The organism is Sulfurospirillum sp. HTRB-L1 (assembly GCF_059415125.1).
This window is the reverse complement of the sequence record NZ_JCAHZR010000001.1, coordinates 146,183-161,614: the sequence shown is the minus strand read 5'-3', so window position 1 is coordinate 161,614 and position 15,432 is coordinate 146,183. Positions and strand designations below refer to the sequence as shown.

The following is a 15,432-nucleotide window of genomic DNA, read 5'->3' as shown; positions in this document are numbered from 1 at the left end:
GATGGCAAAACGGGCCTTACATGTAAACGGAGTGGACTATGAGATTGGGTATGAAATCCTTCATCCCGAGCAAGAGCAAACCATTGTGTTTTTGCACGGTTGGGGAGCCAATAAAGAGATTATGAAAAAAGCCTTTGGTGGCGTGTTTAAAGCGTACCAACACCTTTATCTTGATTTACCAGGCTTTGGTGCGTCTTCTTTACATGTACCGCTAACTTCCAAAGAATACGCTCAGGTCGTAGAGGCGTTTTTGGAAGCGTTACATGTAACGCCTGCGGTGATTGTGGGCCACTCTTTTGGGGGTAAAGTCGCCACTTTGCTCAACCCGCCATCCTTGGTTTTGTTAAGTAGTGCGGGGATTGTGCCGCCCAAATCTTTGTGGGTGCGGGGTAAAATCGCCGTATTTAAGGCTCTAAAACGTTTGGGGCTTGGGCGTTTTTACCGTCTGTTTGCCACCAAAGATGTGCACGGCATGGCACCGGTGATGTACGAAACACTCAAAAAAGTGGTCAACGAAGACATGCGTGAAGTTTTTCGCGCCTACAGCGGACGCGCGGTGGTCTGTTGGGGGGAAGAGGACAAGGCAACGCCCTTGCAAAGCGGGGAAGAGATTGCGCGGTTGATGCAAAACGCTAGGTTTTATCCCTTAAAAGGTGACCATTTTTTCTTTATGTTACACGGTGCACGCATTGAACGTGCCCTGAAGGAGGCGTGATGAAACAGATGCTATGGCTTGGCTTGCACCTTGTATTTGTGATGGGGCTTGGGTATTACCTTGTTACTGCGTTACAGTGGTACCATTACCGCATCAAACGCGTGGCGTTGCACTTTCACAAACCCCAATGGCACGTCTTTTTCCTCATCATTCCCGTGGTTGCCTATTATGCGGCGGGCGTGTATGTGTGGTTTTATGTGATTGTGGCTTTTTTCCCGATGCTTGTCTTGTGGGCGCGAAAACTTGACAAACCCTTGGTGCTCACCGCGCGCGTGAAGCGGTTTTTTGCCTTTTTGTTTTTTGCCACACTGTTTCAAGATGTGTTGTGTTTGGCCACGGCTGCGTGCGAGCAATTTGGGGTTTTGATGCCACTTATTGCGACGGTTGTACTAAGCAGTGCGTACGAAAAACTCCTTTTTCAGGGCTTTTATAAAAAAGCAAAAACCAAACTTGCTGCGCGTCCTTCTTTGAAAATTGTTGCTATTACGGCAAGTTATGGAAAGACGAGTATGAAAAACTTCCTCGCGCACATTTTAGGCGAAACCTTTGTGTGTTACGCCACCCCGCGCAGTGTCAATACCCTAGGCGGGTTGGTGCAAGATGTTAACACTGCATTGCCTGAAAAGGCGCAGGTGTATATTGCCGAAGCGGGCGCTAGGGAACCGGGCGATATTTTGGAAATCACCCGCTTTTTGGAGCCCCATGTGGCGCTTGTGGGCGAAGTGGGGGCTCAGCATATTGAGTATTTTAAAACCCTTGAGGCAGTGCGCAATACTAAGATGGAATTGGTCTATTCGCCGCGCCTTGAAAAAGCCTTTGTGCACCACAGCACCAAGGCGGTGCCTAGTGAGAGGGTGAGTGTTTTTGGCGCGGAATGTTTACATGTAGAAGCAACCCTTGAGGGAACCCGTTTTGAAGCGGTATTTGAGGGGGAAAAACGGCTGTTTGAGACCAAACTTTTGGGTGCATTTCACGCGACCAATCTGATTGCTTGCATCCACGTAGCGCGGCATTTTGGACTCTCTTTTGAAACGATCACCAAACAAATCGCCTCTTTGGAGCCCGTGCCTCACCGTTTGTGCCGCATGGACGCGGGCGGAAAAATCATTTTAGATGATAGCTTTAATGGGAACTTTGAAGGCATGCGCGCATCTTATGAACTGGTGCGCCAATACCAAGGGCGCAAAGTGCTTGTTACGCCTGGCATTATTGAGAGCACCAAGGAAGAAAATACCGCCTTGGCGCAGGTGATGAACGAGGTGTTTGATGTGGTAATGGTTACGGGCCAAGTGAATGCAGCCACGCTGATGGCCGTGTTAAAAAAGCCCCAAGTGCACCTTTTGAAAGAAAAATCCCAGATGGAGTCCTTGCTTGCTACGCATACAAGGGCAGGGGATCTTATCTTGTTTTCAAACGATGCACCCAGTTTTATTTAGTCAAGACCGCCTGGGTTTGTTGGGCGATTTCAAGCTCTTCATTGGTGGGCACCACAAGGGTCGCCACGGAAGCATTTGGGGTGTGGATGGGTGTGACAACCTTACAGCGTTGGTTATTGATTGTTGTATCAATACAAATACCAAGGTTTTCTAACCCCTCGCATGCTTTTGCCCGTAATTTAGCATCATTTTCACCAATCCCGCCCGTGAAAATAAGTGCATCTACGCGTCCAAGAACAGCGCTGTAAGCACCGATGTATTTTTTAATGCGGTAGGCAAACATCTCAAAGGCGAGGGCGGCTCTTTCGTCTCCGTTTTCAATCATCAATCCAATCTCTCGCATGTCGTTGTTTCCACAAATCCCCTTAAGACCGCTTTGCTTGTTAAGCAAGGTGTCAAGTTCGGCAATAGTGTAGCCTTTTTCCCGGTACAGGTAAAACAAAATCGCGGGGTCTAGATCCCCACTGCGTGTTCCCATGATGAGTCCTTCAAGGGGAGAGATTCCCATGGAAGTGTCTACGCTTTTGCCTCCTTGAATGGCCGTAGCACTTGTGCCATTTCCAAGGTGTAAAGAGATGGCATTAAAGTTTTCATAAGGGATGTTTAAATGAGCCGCTGCACTTTTGGAGACAAAATGGTGGGAGGTGCCATGAAACCCATAACGCCTTACATGTAAAGACTCATACAAACTATAAGGCAGGGCGTACATGTAAGCGTGCTGGGGAAGGGTGCGGTGAAATGCCGTGTCAAACACAGCCACTTGGGGGACACCTTTGCTTTGTCTTATGGCAGTTTCAATGCCCACAACATGGGCAGGGTTATGCAAGGGTGCGAGAGGCGAAAGTGCTTTAATGCCCTCAAGTACCACCGCATCAATGCGGGTTGGTGTGGAAAATAACTCACCGCCGTGTACGACACGATGGCCGATGGCATCGAGTTCGCTCAAGCAATTTAAAAGCCCAGATTGTGTAAAAAGAGCGTTCATGGTTCCAAGCGCGTCTTCATGGGTAGCAATAGGGTTTGATGCACTAAATTCTTCACCCGTGTGCATGGAGAGTTTTGCGTGAGAGTGCGTCTCGCCAATTTGTTCCACCATTCCTGAGGCCAGAACGCTGTGTGTGGTCATATCGAAAAGTTGAAACTTGATGGACGAACTTCCAGAATTAAGAACTAAAATCTTCACGCATGGTCTCCTTGGGCCTGAATGGCAGTGATGGCTACGGTATTGACAATGTCTTCTACTAAGCACCCTCGGCTTAAGTCATTGATGGGTTTGTTGAGTCCTTGAAGCACGGGGCCAATGGCAAGGGCGCCAGAGGAGCGTTGTACGGCTTTGTAAGTATTGTTTCCCGTGTTAAGGTCGGGGAAAATAAACACGGTGGCTTGTCCTGCGACGCTGCTGTTGGGAAGTTTGGTTTTAGCAACCTGTGGGTCGATGGCAGCATCGTACTGAATGGGCCCTTCAATGAGAAGGTCAGGGCGAAGCTCTTTGACGCGTTTTGTGGCGGTGCGCACTTTTTCTACTTCGTCTCCACTGCCAGAATCTCCTGTGGAATAAGAAAGCATGGCAATGCGGGGTTCTATCCCAAAGGCTTTAGCTGTTTGTGCTGAAGAGATGGCAATTTGTGCTAATTCTTCGGCACTGGGGTCTTGATTGACCGCGCAATCACCGTATACCAAAACGCGGGTGTCAAGGCACATGAAAAAGACGCTTGAAACCACGGAGATACCGGGCTTTGTTTTGATGGTTTGGAGGGCAGGGCGGATGGTGTCGGCGGTTGTGTGTACGGCGCCTGAAACCATGCCATCGGCGTACCCAAGGTAAACCATCATGGTGGCAAAATAGTTTGGACTCACCATGGCATCTTTGGCGGCGGCAAGTTTTAACCCTTTGGGTTTACGAAGTTCATAAAAAACAGTGACAAATTCTTCATTTAGTGGGGAAGTGGCAGGGTCAATGATACGCACGCCTTTAAGGTCAAGCCCTAGGGTCATGGCTTTGTGCATGACTTCGCTTTCATTGCCTAAAAGGATGAGATTGACCACATCGCGTCGCATGAGAATTTCTGCGGCGCGTAAAATCCGTTCATCTTCGCTTTCGGGCAAGACGATGGTTTTTTTATTGCTTCTGGCTTTTTCAAAGAGGCTGTACTCAAACATAATAGGAGTAATCACCGCGGAGGCGTTAGAGGTTTTGATTTTCTCTTCGATTTTGACTTTGTCAACATTGGCATCAAAAAGACCCATGGCAAGAGCTATTTTTCGCTTGCTTTGGGGGGTGATGCGCGCGGGAACATTGTTGACATCCATGGCAGTTTTGAAGGTGTCCTTAGTGCTTGTTAGTACAGGAATACTGCTAAAGTGTGCGATACCTTGGATAAGTTCCAAAATGGCCTGCTTGGGAACAAACCCTCCGGTAAGTAAAATCCCTGCGATGGTGGGATAAAGTTTGGAGTAGTTGGCGGCAATGGCGGCTAGCATGATTGCAGGGCGATCACCTGGCACAATGACCAAGTCCCCATCTTCAAGGTGGTCAAGAAAATGCTCCATAGTCATGGCCGCTACTTTACTTTGCCTAACCACCCGCCTAAGGTCTTGTTCTCCCCCTAAAATCATCTCGCATTTTAGGTATTTTTTGATTTCTGCAATGGTGGGCGAGTCAAGTTCGGGAATTTCTGGAAGCAAAAATATAGGGGCTGTGTGGTGGATGTTGAGTGTTTTGCTTTCTTTGAGGGCAAGGAACACCTCTTGGCTCAAACGGTTGGCAAAGGTAGCAAAATGCGTACAGCCTTCCGTTTTAATAGTGGTAGATTCAATGCGCATCTCTTCATAGACTTCTTTCAGGCTTTTATCGTTTCCATTTAAGACGCTCACAACAGGTACGCCAAGGTTTTTGGCAATTTCTAGGTTAATATCAAAATCAAAAGAAGAGGTGAGCGAAGAACTGCTAAGCCCCTCGCACAAGACAAAGTCGTATTGGCTTTCTAAGGCTTTGAATTTGCCAATCAGGGCTTCCATGAGGTCATGGCGATCCCCACTTGCCACCATGGTTTCTACTTCATCAACACTAAAACCATACGCATTTTCGTAGGATTGTTGGAGGGAAAAATATTCCAACATAAACTCAATATCCCCATCAGGACTCTCTTTGGAAGGGATGACGGGACGGAAAAAGGCAACTTTTTCCATGCGTCCTTTGAGCATTTCCATGAGGCCCATGGCTACGATTAAACTTCCCGCAGCAGGTTCTAGGGAGGCGATGTATAGACTTTTGGTTTGCATAATTTTCCTTTTTGTAACTGAGGAGTGATAGTGGAACTCTATTTGCTTTAGTGTAATCGTAGCAGATTATTATGATAAATAAATAACCTTTTACATGTAACTTTTTGGAGGATGTATGAAACGATATGGCGTAATTTCATTGGCAGTGTTGCCGTTGCTTTTTACGGGGTGCGCAAACCATATGGCAGATCCGCACATTGACATGACCCCGCCTGCTTATGTGGAAGAACTCCCGCCTCGGGCACCCGTTAGTAATCTATCAAATCCAGGGAGCTTGTATGGGCGCGGCGACAACCCTCTATTTTCCGACCGAAAAGCCATGAATACTAATGATATCGTCACTGTCGTCATTAGTGAGTCCTTGACCCAAAGTTCCAAGGCAAGCAAAAACGTCTCCAAACAAAATTCTGACAACCTAGGGGGCGGTATTGTCACGGCCAACGCGGCAGGTTCATCCCTTGCAAGTGTTGCAAACAGTATTAACAAATATACCAACATTGGGTTTGAGTCCGGCTCTTCCAATACGTTCACAGGAAGCGGTTCTAACTCGCGCAACGAAAGCTTTACTACCACCATCTCCGCACGTATTATTAAAGTAATGAACAATGGAAATTATTTCATCGAGGGAAGCAGGGAACTCTTGCTTAATGGAGAGAAGCAAATCGTTCAAATTAGTGGCGTGATTCGCCCCTACGATATTTCCCAATACAACCAAATCGATTCGAAATTTATTGCCGATGCTAAGATTATGTATACCACCCAAGGGGATATTGAGCGTGCTTCGACCCAACCGTGGGGCTCAAAGCTAATCCAGTCTGTGTGGCCATTTTAAACACTAGCCCCAAAGGACTAGTGTTTCACCGCTTGTGCCATGTCCCACATGGGCATGAAAATTCCCAAGGCTAGCAAAAGAACAATGCCTGCGATAAATCCAATAAGAATAGGCTCAATGTAGCTTGCAATGTTATCAATGATATTGTTGAATTTAGATTTAAAATAATCGGTGACTTTTCCAAGCATGCTGTCTAGGCTGCCACTTTGCTCTCCTGCGCCAATCATTTGTACTAACATTCCCTCGTACAAAGTGGTTTCTTGAAATGATTTGGTAAGGGAGACGCCACGTTGAACAGAAATCTTTACTCCGCCAAGTTGTTTTTTAAGGTAGGTATTGCCAATGGTTAAAAGGGCAGTATCTAGCGCATCGGCGATAGGAATGCCTGCGCGGATAAGTTCAGTAAAAACAAGGTTGAATCGGCTCATGGTGGAGTAAAAAACAATATTGCCAATCAGGTAAACTTTGAGAATGTATTTATCAAACCCCGCTTTAAACTCTTCGTTGTTTTCATACATGTATTTTCCAAAAAAGATAGACCCCAAAATAGCACCGAGGATATAAAATCCGTACTGATTAATAGCATGTTCCATGCCAAGTAAAATCTTTGTTGGAAGAGGGAGTTCTGCATTGAGTTTTTCAAAAATATCTTTAAATTTAGGTACAACATAGACCATGAGAATGGTAAATGCGATACAAATAGCCACAAGAACAGTGATGGGATAACGAATAGCTTTTTTAAATTTTTGTTGATTTTCCCAGATTTCATCTAAAATTTCGGCTAATTTAAAAAGAGATTCAGACATATTTCCCGTACTTTCGCCAAGTTCCACCATAGCGAGCGATACATCGCCGAGTTGGTGTTTAAAGTTGACAAAGGATTCCGTGAGGCTAAGTCCAGAGTTGAGATCATCATCCGCTTGCGTGAAAATAGCTTTTAAGCGCTTGTCTTCTGTGGCTTTTGCCACTTCTTTGATGCTGTCATGGATGGAGATGCCAGCATTGGTCATGACGCTAAGTTGCCTAATGGCGGCAATAAGATTTGGAGTGTGGATACTTTGCTTGGTCAGCGCGTTTAGGATGCGCTCTTTGTAGACTTGGAATTGTTCTTCCACGGGAGGGGAGGTTTCAATTACTTTGATGATGATGCCAGGATTTTTAATCTTTGCTACCGTGAGCGCATCGTTGCGGTTTTGCGCCTTAAAGATTTTTCGGTTTCTTTGGCCTTTGAAGAGGTATTCTACTTCAAAATATTTCATGATTTTGCCACCCTTAGGACTTCATCCATAGTTGTAATGCCTTGTGAGGCTCTTAAAATTCCATCTTGATACATGTCAATAAACCCTTCAGCATAGGCTTGTTGGCGAATCTTCTCTTTCGTGGTTCCTTGTGCAATCATGCTGGCAATTTCTTCACTAATGGGTAAAATTTCAGAAAGCATCTCCCTACCCAAATAGCCTGTTTGCGCGCATTTTTCGCACCCCGTGTTTTTATAAAAAGTGTACGTTTCTGGCAGGTATGCTTCGATTTGATCATGGAGCGTTTTGGGAAGATTGAGCTTGGTTTTACAGTGTGGACAGAGCTTGCGCACAAGGCGTTGTGCTTCAATAGCAACCAAGGCCCCACTGATGAGATAAGGCTCAATCCCCATATCGACAATTCGCGTTACGGCACTAATGGCGTCGTTGGTGTGCAAGGTGGAGAAAACCAAGTGGCCCGTGAGCGCTGCTTGTATGGCAATGCGTAAGGTTTCTTGATCCCTGATTTCCCCAATCATGATGATGTCGGGGTCTTGGCGCAGGATGGAGCGCAAGGCAGAGGCAAAGGTGAGGTTTGCTTTTTCATTTACTTGGGTTTGCTGGGTGAGGTTGAGTTGGTACTCCACAGGGTCTTCGACAGTGATGATTTTTGTTTCAATGCTTTTAATGGCATTAAGCGCGGCATAAAGGGTGGTGGTTTTACCACTTCCTGTGGGCCCAGTCACTAGGATAATCCCATAAGGAGATTTCATGGCTTTGGCAAAACGCTCAAAGTTTCTAGGGTGCATCCCTAGATTTTCAAGCTTAATCACCACTTTTGACTTATCAAGAATCCTAAGAACAATGGATTCGCCGTGCATGATAGGAAGGGCGGAGATACGAAAATCGTACTCTTTGCCAAGAACAGTGGCGGAAAACCTCCCATCTTGCGGCTTGCGTTTCTCGGCGATATCCATGTTGGAAAGTAACTTCATGCGCGAGGCAAGGGGAGGGTAGATGTCTTTATCAAACATAAATGCCTCAGAAAGCATCCCATCAATCCGGCTACGCACAATGCAGTTGTTTTCTGTTGGTTCGATGTGAATATCGCTGGCGCGGGCCAAAATGGCAGTTTTGAGGATGATTTCAATGAGCTTTAAAATCCCCGAAGACTCTTGGGGATTATCTGCTGCGCTTGAAGAGAGTTCTTTTCGGATGTCCGAAATTAGCCCCTTGATGCTCTCCCCCAGCTCCATTTTGACAAGATACTTGTCTACTTGTGCGGGATCTGCGATGACAATCTTAACAAGCTTACGGTTATAAATACGCTGAACACCCTCGTGGGCATTGATATCAGTGGGGTCTTTTAGGGCGATGTAGACATTAATCTCATCTTCTTTAATGGGGAGCGCTTTGTACTTTTTCAGTTGAGACAAAGGCACGCGGGTGGCCATACGGTAGTCGATATCCACCGCATCAAGGTCCATGTATTCAAAATTAAGGCTTTTGGCAAAATTTCTTAAAAAGATTTCCGTATCAATGGAAAATTCGCTGTTTAAATCCTCTATTCCTAAAGAGCCATTTCTGTAAAGCTCGGACAAAACCATCATCAAATCATCAGAAGTAAAATAGCCCTCATCAAGAAGTATTTCACCAATATTTTTTTCATGTTGAGCGGCTTGTAGTTCGATTTTTTTCGCCGTAACCTCATTGATGATGCGATTGCGAATGAGGTAATTTACCATCATTTGGGTTGAAGCGCTCATTACCAGTATGCCCTTGTTCTGATGAGTTTGCCACCACTGTAGGTTTGCACGATAAGTTTGTAAATATTATCGCTAGTGAGCCTTACATGTAAATGGTGAGAGAGTTGATTGCTTTCTTCAAAAATAAAAACATTGCCCTCTTTGATGAAATCGTTCGTAACGTATTTATCAAAGATAACTGAAAGGATATGGGGCGTTCGTGGGAGTCGCACGTAAGAGATGTCAACATTGTCCACAAAGGCATGGTACAAGAGCTTTTTTTGGTACAGCACAGTGGCAAAATAAGCAGCATTTGCCCGTGTTTCTGGGCTACGAATTAGCTTGTTAATGGGGTTAACCGTACGGCTTATCATGTCTATTTCTACACAGGCATGGCCGTACATGTTGACAAATTCTTCGTTGTCTGTGTAGGTTTCGTACAGTGCTGTTGTTTCATGACTACACACTTTTTCATACTCGCCTTGGGCGTACCACGTGCGAATTGTCTCCAAGGAGAGCGCAAAAAGCGAGCTGGCTAAAAAACAGAGGGCAAACAGAGACTTTCCCATTAAAATATTCCTTTCTTTAGTTTCTCAAGAAGCGATTCAGCGTTTCTTGAACTGTTGCCTTTTAGGAACTCTTCAAGCGCTTGTATGGCCTCGTTGGTGTTGTTGAGTCTGGCTTGCGACATGGCGAAAAGAATCCAGCTACGTTCGTTTTTTGGGTTAATTTCATTGGCAATCAAAGCCCACTTGCGCGCATCCTTGTATTCTTCGAGTTGGAAATACTCTTCTGAAAGCATAAGGGCAAAAACAATATTTTTTGTCGCGTCAAATTTTTCCTTCAAATATGCCGTAGTGTCCCTTTGGACTATCTTAGAGTCAATATCAATGCGAGAGGGTGAAATCTCTAGGGTCTCAACTTTAGGTGCCGCAACCTTTGCTTGCTCGATTTCTTTTGGCTCAGGATGCACATATTCAGGCGTTGGAAGAGGAAGGGGTGCGATAATGTCCCTGCGTTGTTCTTGTGGGGGAAGAGGTTGAATAACCAAAGAAGGCTGTTGAGGGAGCGATTTTTCCAAAGAGGAACCGTTTCCTTCGCCAAAAGAGGCACTTTGGGGCTCTTTCTTCTCATCCACCAAAAGAGAAACCGTCTGTTTTGGTGCGAGTGAGGGGTTGAAATGGTTATAAAGACCCACGCTAGCAAAGAGAACAAGACAGACTAAACCAAAGAGCCCAGTTTTTTTCCCTACGCGTTTTATCTGCCATTTTCTCCAGCGGCTCTCAAGGTTTTGGATGTCATTGGCGTTAAGCACGGATGAGTCCTGAATCGATGGCTGCCATTTGAATATACTTCGTGTTGGCGTATTTACCTCTAGCAAGGGTGGGTTTGTTGGCTTCATAGTATTCATAGATTTCAAAAATTTTATAAAGAAGCTTATTAATCGTGCGCAGATTGCCTTTTGTTAACTCAAACATATAGCGTATTTGACTTGGTTTAAAAAGGGCAAGGTATTCAAAGCGATTGTGAAAGAGAAATTTTTTTTCTAGGTAAATCTGAAGCTCAGCCACCGACGAGTTTGGCAATTCTATACTTTCCCAAATCCGCGTGGTGAAATATTCTTTTGCCAAGACATCTTCTTTTTCTGTCTTATGAATTGTAAATAAAAATTTAAATAAACGTGTGTCAGCCATAAGTCGAATTTTTTCTATTAATTCATCAGGATACAGTTGCGCTTCATCTAAAAGTACCGTTACGGCCACTTTTTCATAAGAGGCATTACTACGCTCTTTATAGAGCTTTAAAAAATGTTCATACCCGCTGATTTGCGGAGCTTCGTCGTTAAAGATTTCTTCATACAAAGACATGAGAAATTGGACTTCATTAAAAAAAGGTTGAGGAAAAAAAATGATGGGATGCTTTTTGTGCAAATCATTGTAAATTTTTCGCAATAAAAACGTTTTTCCAGTACCTGGTTTTCCATAAAACAAGATGAGTTTTAGTGGTTTTAGGATGGATTGAACAAGTTTTTCATAGGTAAGCGTAGATTTGTCGAGGTTGACGTAGTCAAATACGTTTCCCTCAACAAAAATTTGCTTAATCTCGGTAAAGCGGTTATTCATAGAGTGACTTTGAAAATCCAAGGTCTTTGAGTGTCTGGGTGTAGGAGATTTCTTCACCGATGATTCTTGGGGTAATAACAAAAACAAGTTCAGTGGAGGTGACGGTATTTTTAGTGCTTCTAAACGCGCTTCCAAGGATTGGTATGTCTCCCAAGAGGGGAATTTTGGTGTGGTCAAATCCTTTTGTGTTTTCGATTAAGCCCCCAAGAATGATGGTATCTCCATTGTTGACCATGACAACAGTGGAGAGTTTTTTCTCTGTTGTGTCAGGGGCTACTTCGCGAGGAACCGTCTGTTTTGTGTCATCATCGGAATATTTAAAACTACTGATTGAAGGGTTGATGCGCAACATGATTTTGTTTTCATCGGAGATTTCAGGCAAAAGGTTTAAAAGAACGCCGATAAAGATTGAGTAGTTGTTGTATGTCGTGGTAATGTTGTCCCCATCAGAAGCGCTTGTGTCTTCAGGAACACGGTAGTTGATGTTGTCCCCCACAGTAATAAGTGCTTGTTGGTTGTTCATGGTGATAACTTTTGGGCTTGAAACGACACGTGTGTCCCCATTGCTTTTTAGGAAATTAATGAGTCCTTCCATCGAAAAAGAAATGTTATTTAAAACATTAATATTTTTTACATAATTATTGGAGTTAAAGGCATTTGAAACACTGCTTCCCACGTAGTCTAAATCATTATTGCTATTATGGCTTAGGCTGAGTTGAAATTTGCTCCAATCGATTCCCGTGGTTTGTTCTTCACTAAGGCCTACTGAGATGACAGAAACGTCAATCATAACCTGACGGTGGAGTCTGCGCTTGAGGTCATCAAGGTAGGCTTGGATGCGCTCAATTTGTCGGGCTGTGCCTGTGATGGTGATAAGTCCGGCCTTGTGATTGATAATGGGGGATTGCGCAGCGTAGGTTTCAGAACCACTGTTTAAAATGGAGGTAATTTCAGCATCTATGGTGTTCCAAAAATCAAACTCTTCAGTGACACGAATCTCATTTTCTGCAGCATTTGCTGTGTCGCGAGTGCTTCCTTCTTCGGTGGGGGTGGCGGAGATAGAAGCATTGAGCGTTGCAACACCTTGACGAATAGACGTGATGTAATCAAGGGTGAATGTTTTGGTTTGAAGAGCGGAAACTCTTAGTACGTTGCGCTTAAATTCGTAGGTAAGGTTATTTTCTTCAAGCAAGAGGTCAAGTATCTCATGTAAGGTTAAATCTTTAATGTTGATGCCTTGAAGGCTTGTCTCTAAAATGATGGTGGCTTGAGGATCTCTGACGATGGTGCTAAAACTGCACACACTTGAGAGTTGGTTAATGACTTCGCGTATGGAAACGGATTCATTAATCCTGACGTTAAAGACTCTGAACTCACAAGACTGTTCGGTAGCGCCAAAAGAGGTACTTGGAAAAGAAAGGGATATAAAAAGTGCAGCGACCGCTAGAAGCTTGCTATTTAAATGAGACAGCAACATTGTTATTTCCTTTGTCAGATAACGTTAATTTTAGAGTATGATTTGCGCTTACAAGAGTGGCGTCTTTGGCCCCAATGGCACTAAGACGATAGGCACCTATAACATCCCCGCGTTCGAGCCATAGGGTGTTTATTTTTACACGGTTATTAAAAATTGCATATAAGCGATAGGTCTCTTTTTTAGGTGTTGTTCCTTCACTAGACGTTGTGTCAGAATAGATTTTGATGAAAGGATCTTTGGTGGCTTTAATGGCTGCTTCCGTGAGTCCAAAGCGCTTTTGGTTGATTGTCTCAAATAAGGTTTCATACGCATTGGTGTCATCGGCCAAAGAGGGTGTTCTAGCACTTAATGTTGTAGCAAGAAAAAGGAGTGAGGTTAGCAGCAGGTGTAATGGTTTCAATATTTCATCCCCCAAACAGCAATTTTTAGTGAGCCATCAAGTGTTTGTGCGCTTTCAAGTGACATTGCATAAATGTCAACAACCAGTTGACTCTCCTCAATAGCATTGATAAATCTTAAAATGTTGCCAAAATCTCCATTAAGGTCAATGGAGATGGTGAGCACTTGTTCAATCTTTTGCAAAGAAGGTTCTTTAAATTCGTTGTTGATTTTTAGGAGTTTTACATTGTATTGTTTTGCCAAAAAAGAGATCTGATCTAAAAAACTAGCCCAATTTTTGTCATTAAAAAGAAGGTAGGAGAGTTCTTTGAGTTTGCTATCGACATAGCCGTTGGTGTAAGTGATTCTTTCTAGGTTGATTTTTGTTTGTTCAATCTCTTGGTTGAGTCGCTCGACATGATAATTCCTATTGCCATTAACAGTAACGGAGGCAAGGTAGTTTTTCTCTTCGCTCACTTTGGTGGCGATTTGATTGAAAGCGCGCGTGTTTTTATTCAAAAAGGCTTCTGCGGGTGGAAAGGCGTAAGTGTAGACCAAAAAAGCCACAAGCACACCCAGTAAAAGCATTAAAATAGTTGCTTCACTGCTTTTTTTAGATTCAAAAAAAGTGTCAATTCTCTCAAAAAGTGCGTCCATTATTGTGCCTTTATAGTGACATCGCTAGTATAAAAGAAAGTATCTTCTTTTTTGATAATTTCTTCAGTAGAAACGGAATATTTTTCCTTCTCACTGATATCTTTCAAGAGTTCTGTTAGTTTTTTATCACTTTGGCTACGCAGTGAAAAGGTCATTTTCCCCTCGGCTTCTATGATTTTAGAAACTCTAATGCCGCGACTATTGATAAGTTCAATAAGGTCACTAAGAATCACTCCCTTCATGGGGTAGTTGACCTTTTTTTCGTGAATCTCGTTGAGAAGTTTTTTACGAAACTGCAATCGCTCGTCTTGTTGGGAGAACTTTGCATCTAACACCTTTTTTTCCTCAGCAAGCTTTGCAAGTACCGCCCGAAGCGCATTAGCTTCTTGGTTGAGTGTTGCGAATTCCTCTTTTTTATTCATGGTATCGTACGCTAATTTCGTCCCATAGGCGTATTGAAAAGCCGGATAAGCAAAGGAGAGAAGCAAAGAGGCAGCTAGGATGCCCGCAAGTTTTCCGCTTGGGCGCTTGGAAAAAGCAGGGGGTCTTTTAAAGATGGTAAAGTTTTCTGATTCATCTTGAGATTCAAAATAAGCTTGCGAGGTTAAAATCATCAAAATGTGCATTTGGTCAACATACCACTCTTTGGAGTTGATGGCAATATTGAAATTAAAGTCGTAAGATTCGAGGCCTATGTAGCTTTTTGAGTATTCTTCGATACCGCCCACTGTGCCCACTTCGGTGCCAAAATAAAAATGATCAATGGCTTCGATACCGTAACTGCGTTTGGCAAAAATTAACACATCATTGATGTAGAGAAAGATTTCGCCAAAAAGTTGCATAAGGAATTTTTGATGACCCATATTAGAAGGCCGCATTCCCTCTGCAGCAAGCATGTGGTAGAAATCTTCTTCATCAATGCGTTCGCCCAAAAGTTCGCAAAATTTTTCACTGATTTCTTTTAGGGAGTAGCGCAAGGATTTGGAGTAAAGGTAGCTACCTCCTCGGTAGATTGTTAAAAAAGCATCGTTTTTTTGGAGATAAACAAAGCACTGCACCCCTTCTTTTTCAAGAATATTTTTGCGGTAGAGGGCGCCCACGAGAAAGGGGGCAGTAGAAACATAATCTATGTATTTTGTTTTGGCTTTAATGGCACCAAATTGTTCTCGCACCAGTTCGGCATTGATGGCAAATACATTTAAAAGGCGATTTTTAGTGTCATTAACCTCTGTTTCAAAGTAGGTGATTTTGTATTCAGTGGCAGTGTCAAGTCCTAGCTCTTCATAGGCTTTGATTTCCACGGCATCTTGTAAGTCAGAATCAGGAATGGAGCGACTCATCTCAAGGGTGGATGAGATGATGTCTTTGGCGTAGATGTAGGAGATAAAAAATTCGTTGGTTTTGGAAGATTTATCGAGGTTGTGCGGTTTGATTTCGTTGCGTTCAAACCGGTATGCATTTTTGGATTCCAAATCAATGGATACAATAGTACTAAACCCTTTTTTATCTGTAGAAGTTGTTGCCATGTCCAAACCTACTCTTTAGTTGC

At 43.7% G+C, this 15,432-nt stretch carries 14 protein-coding genes; 3 read left to right on the top strand and 11 right to left on the bottom strand.

Annotation, left to right across the window (positions count from 1 at the left end; genetic code table 11):
- Position 1 precedes the first annotated feature (1 nt).
- Positions 2-715: an EstV family lipase gene (gene estV / locus AC5SLM_RS00755; RefSeq protein WP_495249009.1), complete on the top strand. Its 714-nt coding sequence runs from the start codon at positions 2-4 to the stop codon at positions 713-715.
- Positions 715-2,151, top strand: coding sequence for a Mur ligase family protein (locus AC5SLM_RS00750; protein ID WP_495249008.1), 1,437 nt, complete (start codon positions 715-717; stop codon positions 2,149-2,151). The genes estV and AC5SLM_RS00750 overlap by 1 nt, the downstream gene beginning before the upstream one ends.
- Here AC5SLM_RS00750 and AC5SLM_RS00745 read toward each other — a convergent pair.
- Both AC5SLM_RS00745 and pta read right to left on the bottom strand, forming a co-directional pair.
- Positions 2,144-3,334 carry an acetate kinase gene (locus tag AC5SLM_RS00745; RefSeq protein ID WP_495249007.1) on the bottom strand — a complete coding sequence of 397 codons (1,191 nt, stop codon included), beginning with the start codon at positions 3,332-3,334 and terminating at the stop codon, positions 2,144-2,146. The genes AC5SLM_RS00750 and AC5SLM_RS00745 overlap by 8 nt on opposite strands.
- Entirely contained in the window at positions 3,331-5,433 is a 2,103-nt protein-coding gene (gene pta, locus AC5SLM_RS00740; RefSeq protein WP_495249006.1) for a phosphate acetyltransferase, read from the bottom strand. Before pta ends, AC5SLM_RS00745 begins: the two co-directional genes overlap by 4 nt.
- Before the next feature lie 115 nt (positions 5,434-5,548).
- On the opposite strand from pta, the gene flgH reads away from it, so the two are divergent.
- Positions 5,549-6,265: a flagellar basal body L-ring protein FlgH gene (gene flgH, locus AC5SLM_RS00735; RefSeq protein WP_495249005.1), complete on the top strand. Its 717-nt coding sequence runs from the start codon at positions 5,549-5,551 to the stop codon at positions 6,263-6,265.
- A 17-nt stretch (positions 6,266-6,282) separates the two neighbouring features.
- Here flgH and AC5SLM_RS00730 read toward each other — a convergent pair whose 3' ends face one another.
- From AC5SLM_RS00730 to AC5SLM_RS00690, 9 genes are read right to left on the bottom strand one after another with little or no spacing between them, the layout of a single operon-like run.
- Positions 6,283-7,524, bottom strand: a complete 1,242-nt coding sequence (locus AC5SLM_RS00730; RefSeq protein ID WP_495249004.1) for a type II secretion system F family protein — start codon at positions 7,522-7,524, stop codon at positions 6,283-6,285.
- On the bottom strand, positions 7,521-9,269 hold the full coding sequence (locus AC5SLM_RS00725) for a GspE/PulE family protein (protein ID WP_495249003.1): 1,749 nt from the start codon (positions 9,267-9,269) through the stop codon (positions 7,521-7,523). The genes AC5SLM_RS00730 and AC5SLM_RS00725 overlap by 4 nt, the downstream gene beginning before the upstream one ends.
- Positions 9,269-9,817, bottom strand: a complete 549-nt coding sequence (locus AC5SLM_RS00720; RefSeq protein ID WP_495249002.1) for a hypothetical protein — start codon at positions 9,815-9,817, stop codon at positions 9,269-9,271. The genes AC5SLM_RS00725 and AC5SLM_RS00720 overlap by 1 nt, the downstream gene beginning before the upstream one ends.
- Positions 9,817-10,563 (bottom strand): tetratricopeptide repeat protein, encoded by a 747-nt coding sequence (locus AC5SLM_RS00715; protein ID WP_495249001.1) that lies wholly within the window; start codon positions 10,561-10,563, stop codon positions 9,817-9,819. The genes AC5SLM_RS00720 and AC5SLM_RS00715 overlap by 1 nt, the downstream gene beginning before the upstream one ends.
- Positions 10,556-11,371 (bottom strand): AAA family ATPase, encoded by an 816-nt coding sequence (locus AC5SLM_RS00710; RefSeq protein ID WP_495249000.1) that lies wholly within the window; start codon positions 11,369-11,371, stop codon positions 10,556-10,558. Before AC5SLM_RS00710 ends, AC5SLM_RS00715 begins: the two co-directional genes overlap by 8 nt.
- A complete protein-coding gene (gene mshL, locus AC5SLM_RS00705) occupies positions 11,364-12,848 on the bottom strand; it encodes a pilus (MSHA type) biogenesis protein MshL (RefSeq protein ID WP_495248999.1) in 1,485 nt (494 codons plus the stop codon). The genes AC5SLM_RS00710 and mshL overlap by 8 nt, the downstream gene beginning before the upstream one ends.
- Positions 12,826-13,248, bottom strand: a complete 423-nt coding sequence (locus AC5SLM_RS00700) for a hypothetical protein (RefSeq protein WP_495248998.1) — start codon at positions 13,246-13,248, stop codon at positions 12,826-12,828. The genes mshL and AC5SLM_RS00700 overlap by 23 nt, the downstream gene beginning before the upstream one ends.
- Positions 13,245-13,883 carry a hypothetical protein gene (locus tag AC5SLM_RS00695; protein WP_495248997.1) on the bottom strand — a complete coding sequence of 213 codons (639 nt, stop codon included), beginning with the start codon at positions 13,881-13,883 and terminating at the stop codon, positions 13,245-13,247. The genes AC5SLM_RS00700 and AC5SLM_RS00695 overlap by 4 nt, the downstream gene beginning before the upstream one ends.
- Positions 13,883-15,409, bottom strand: a complete 1,527-nt coding sequence (locus AC5SLM_RS00690; RefSeq protein ID WP_495248996.1) for a hypothetical protein — start codon at positions 15,407-15,409, stop codon at positions 13,883-13,885. Before AC5SLM_RS00690 ends, AC5SLM_RS00695 begins: the two co-directional genes overlap by 1 nt.
- Between the last annotated feature and the right edge of the window lie 23 nt (positions 15,410-15,432).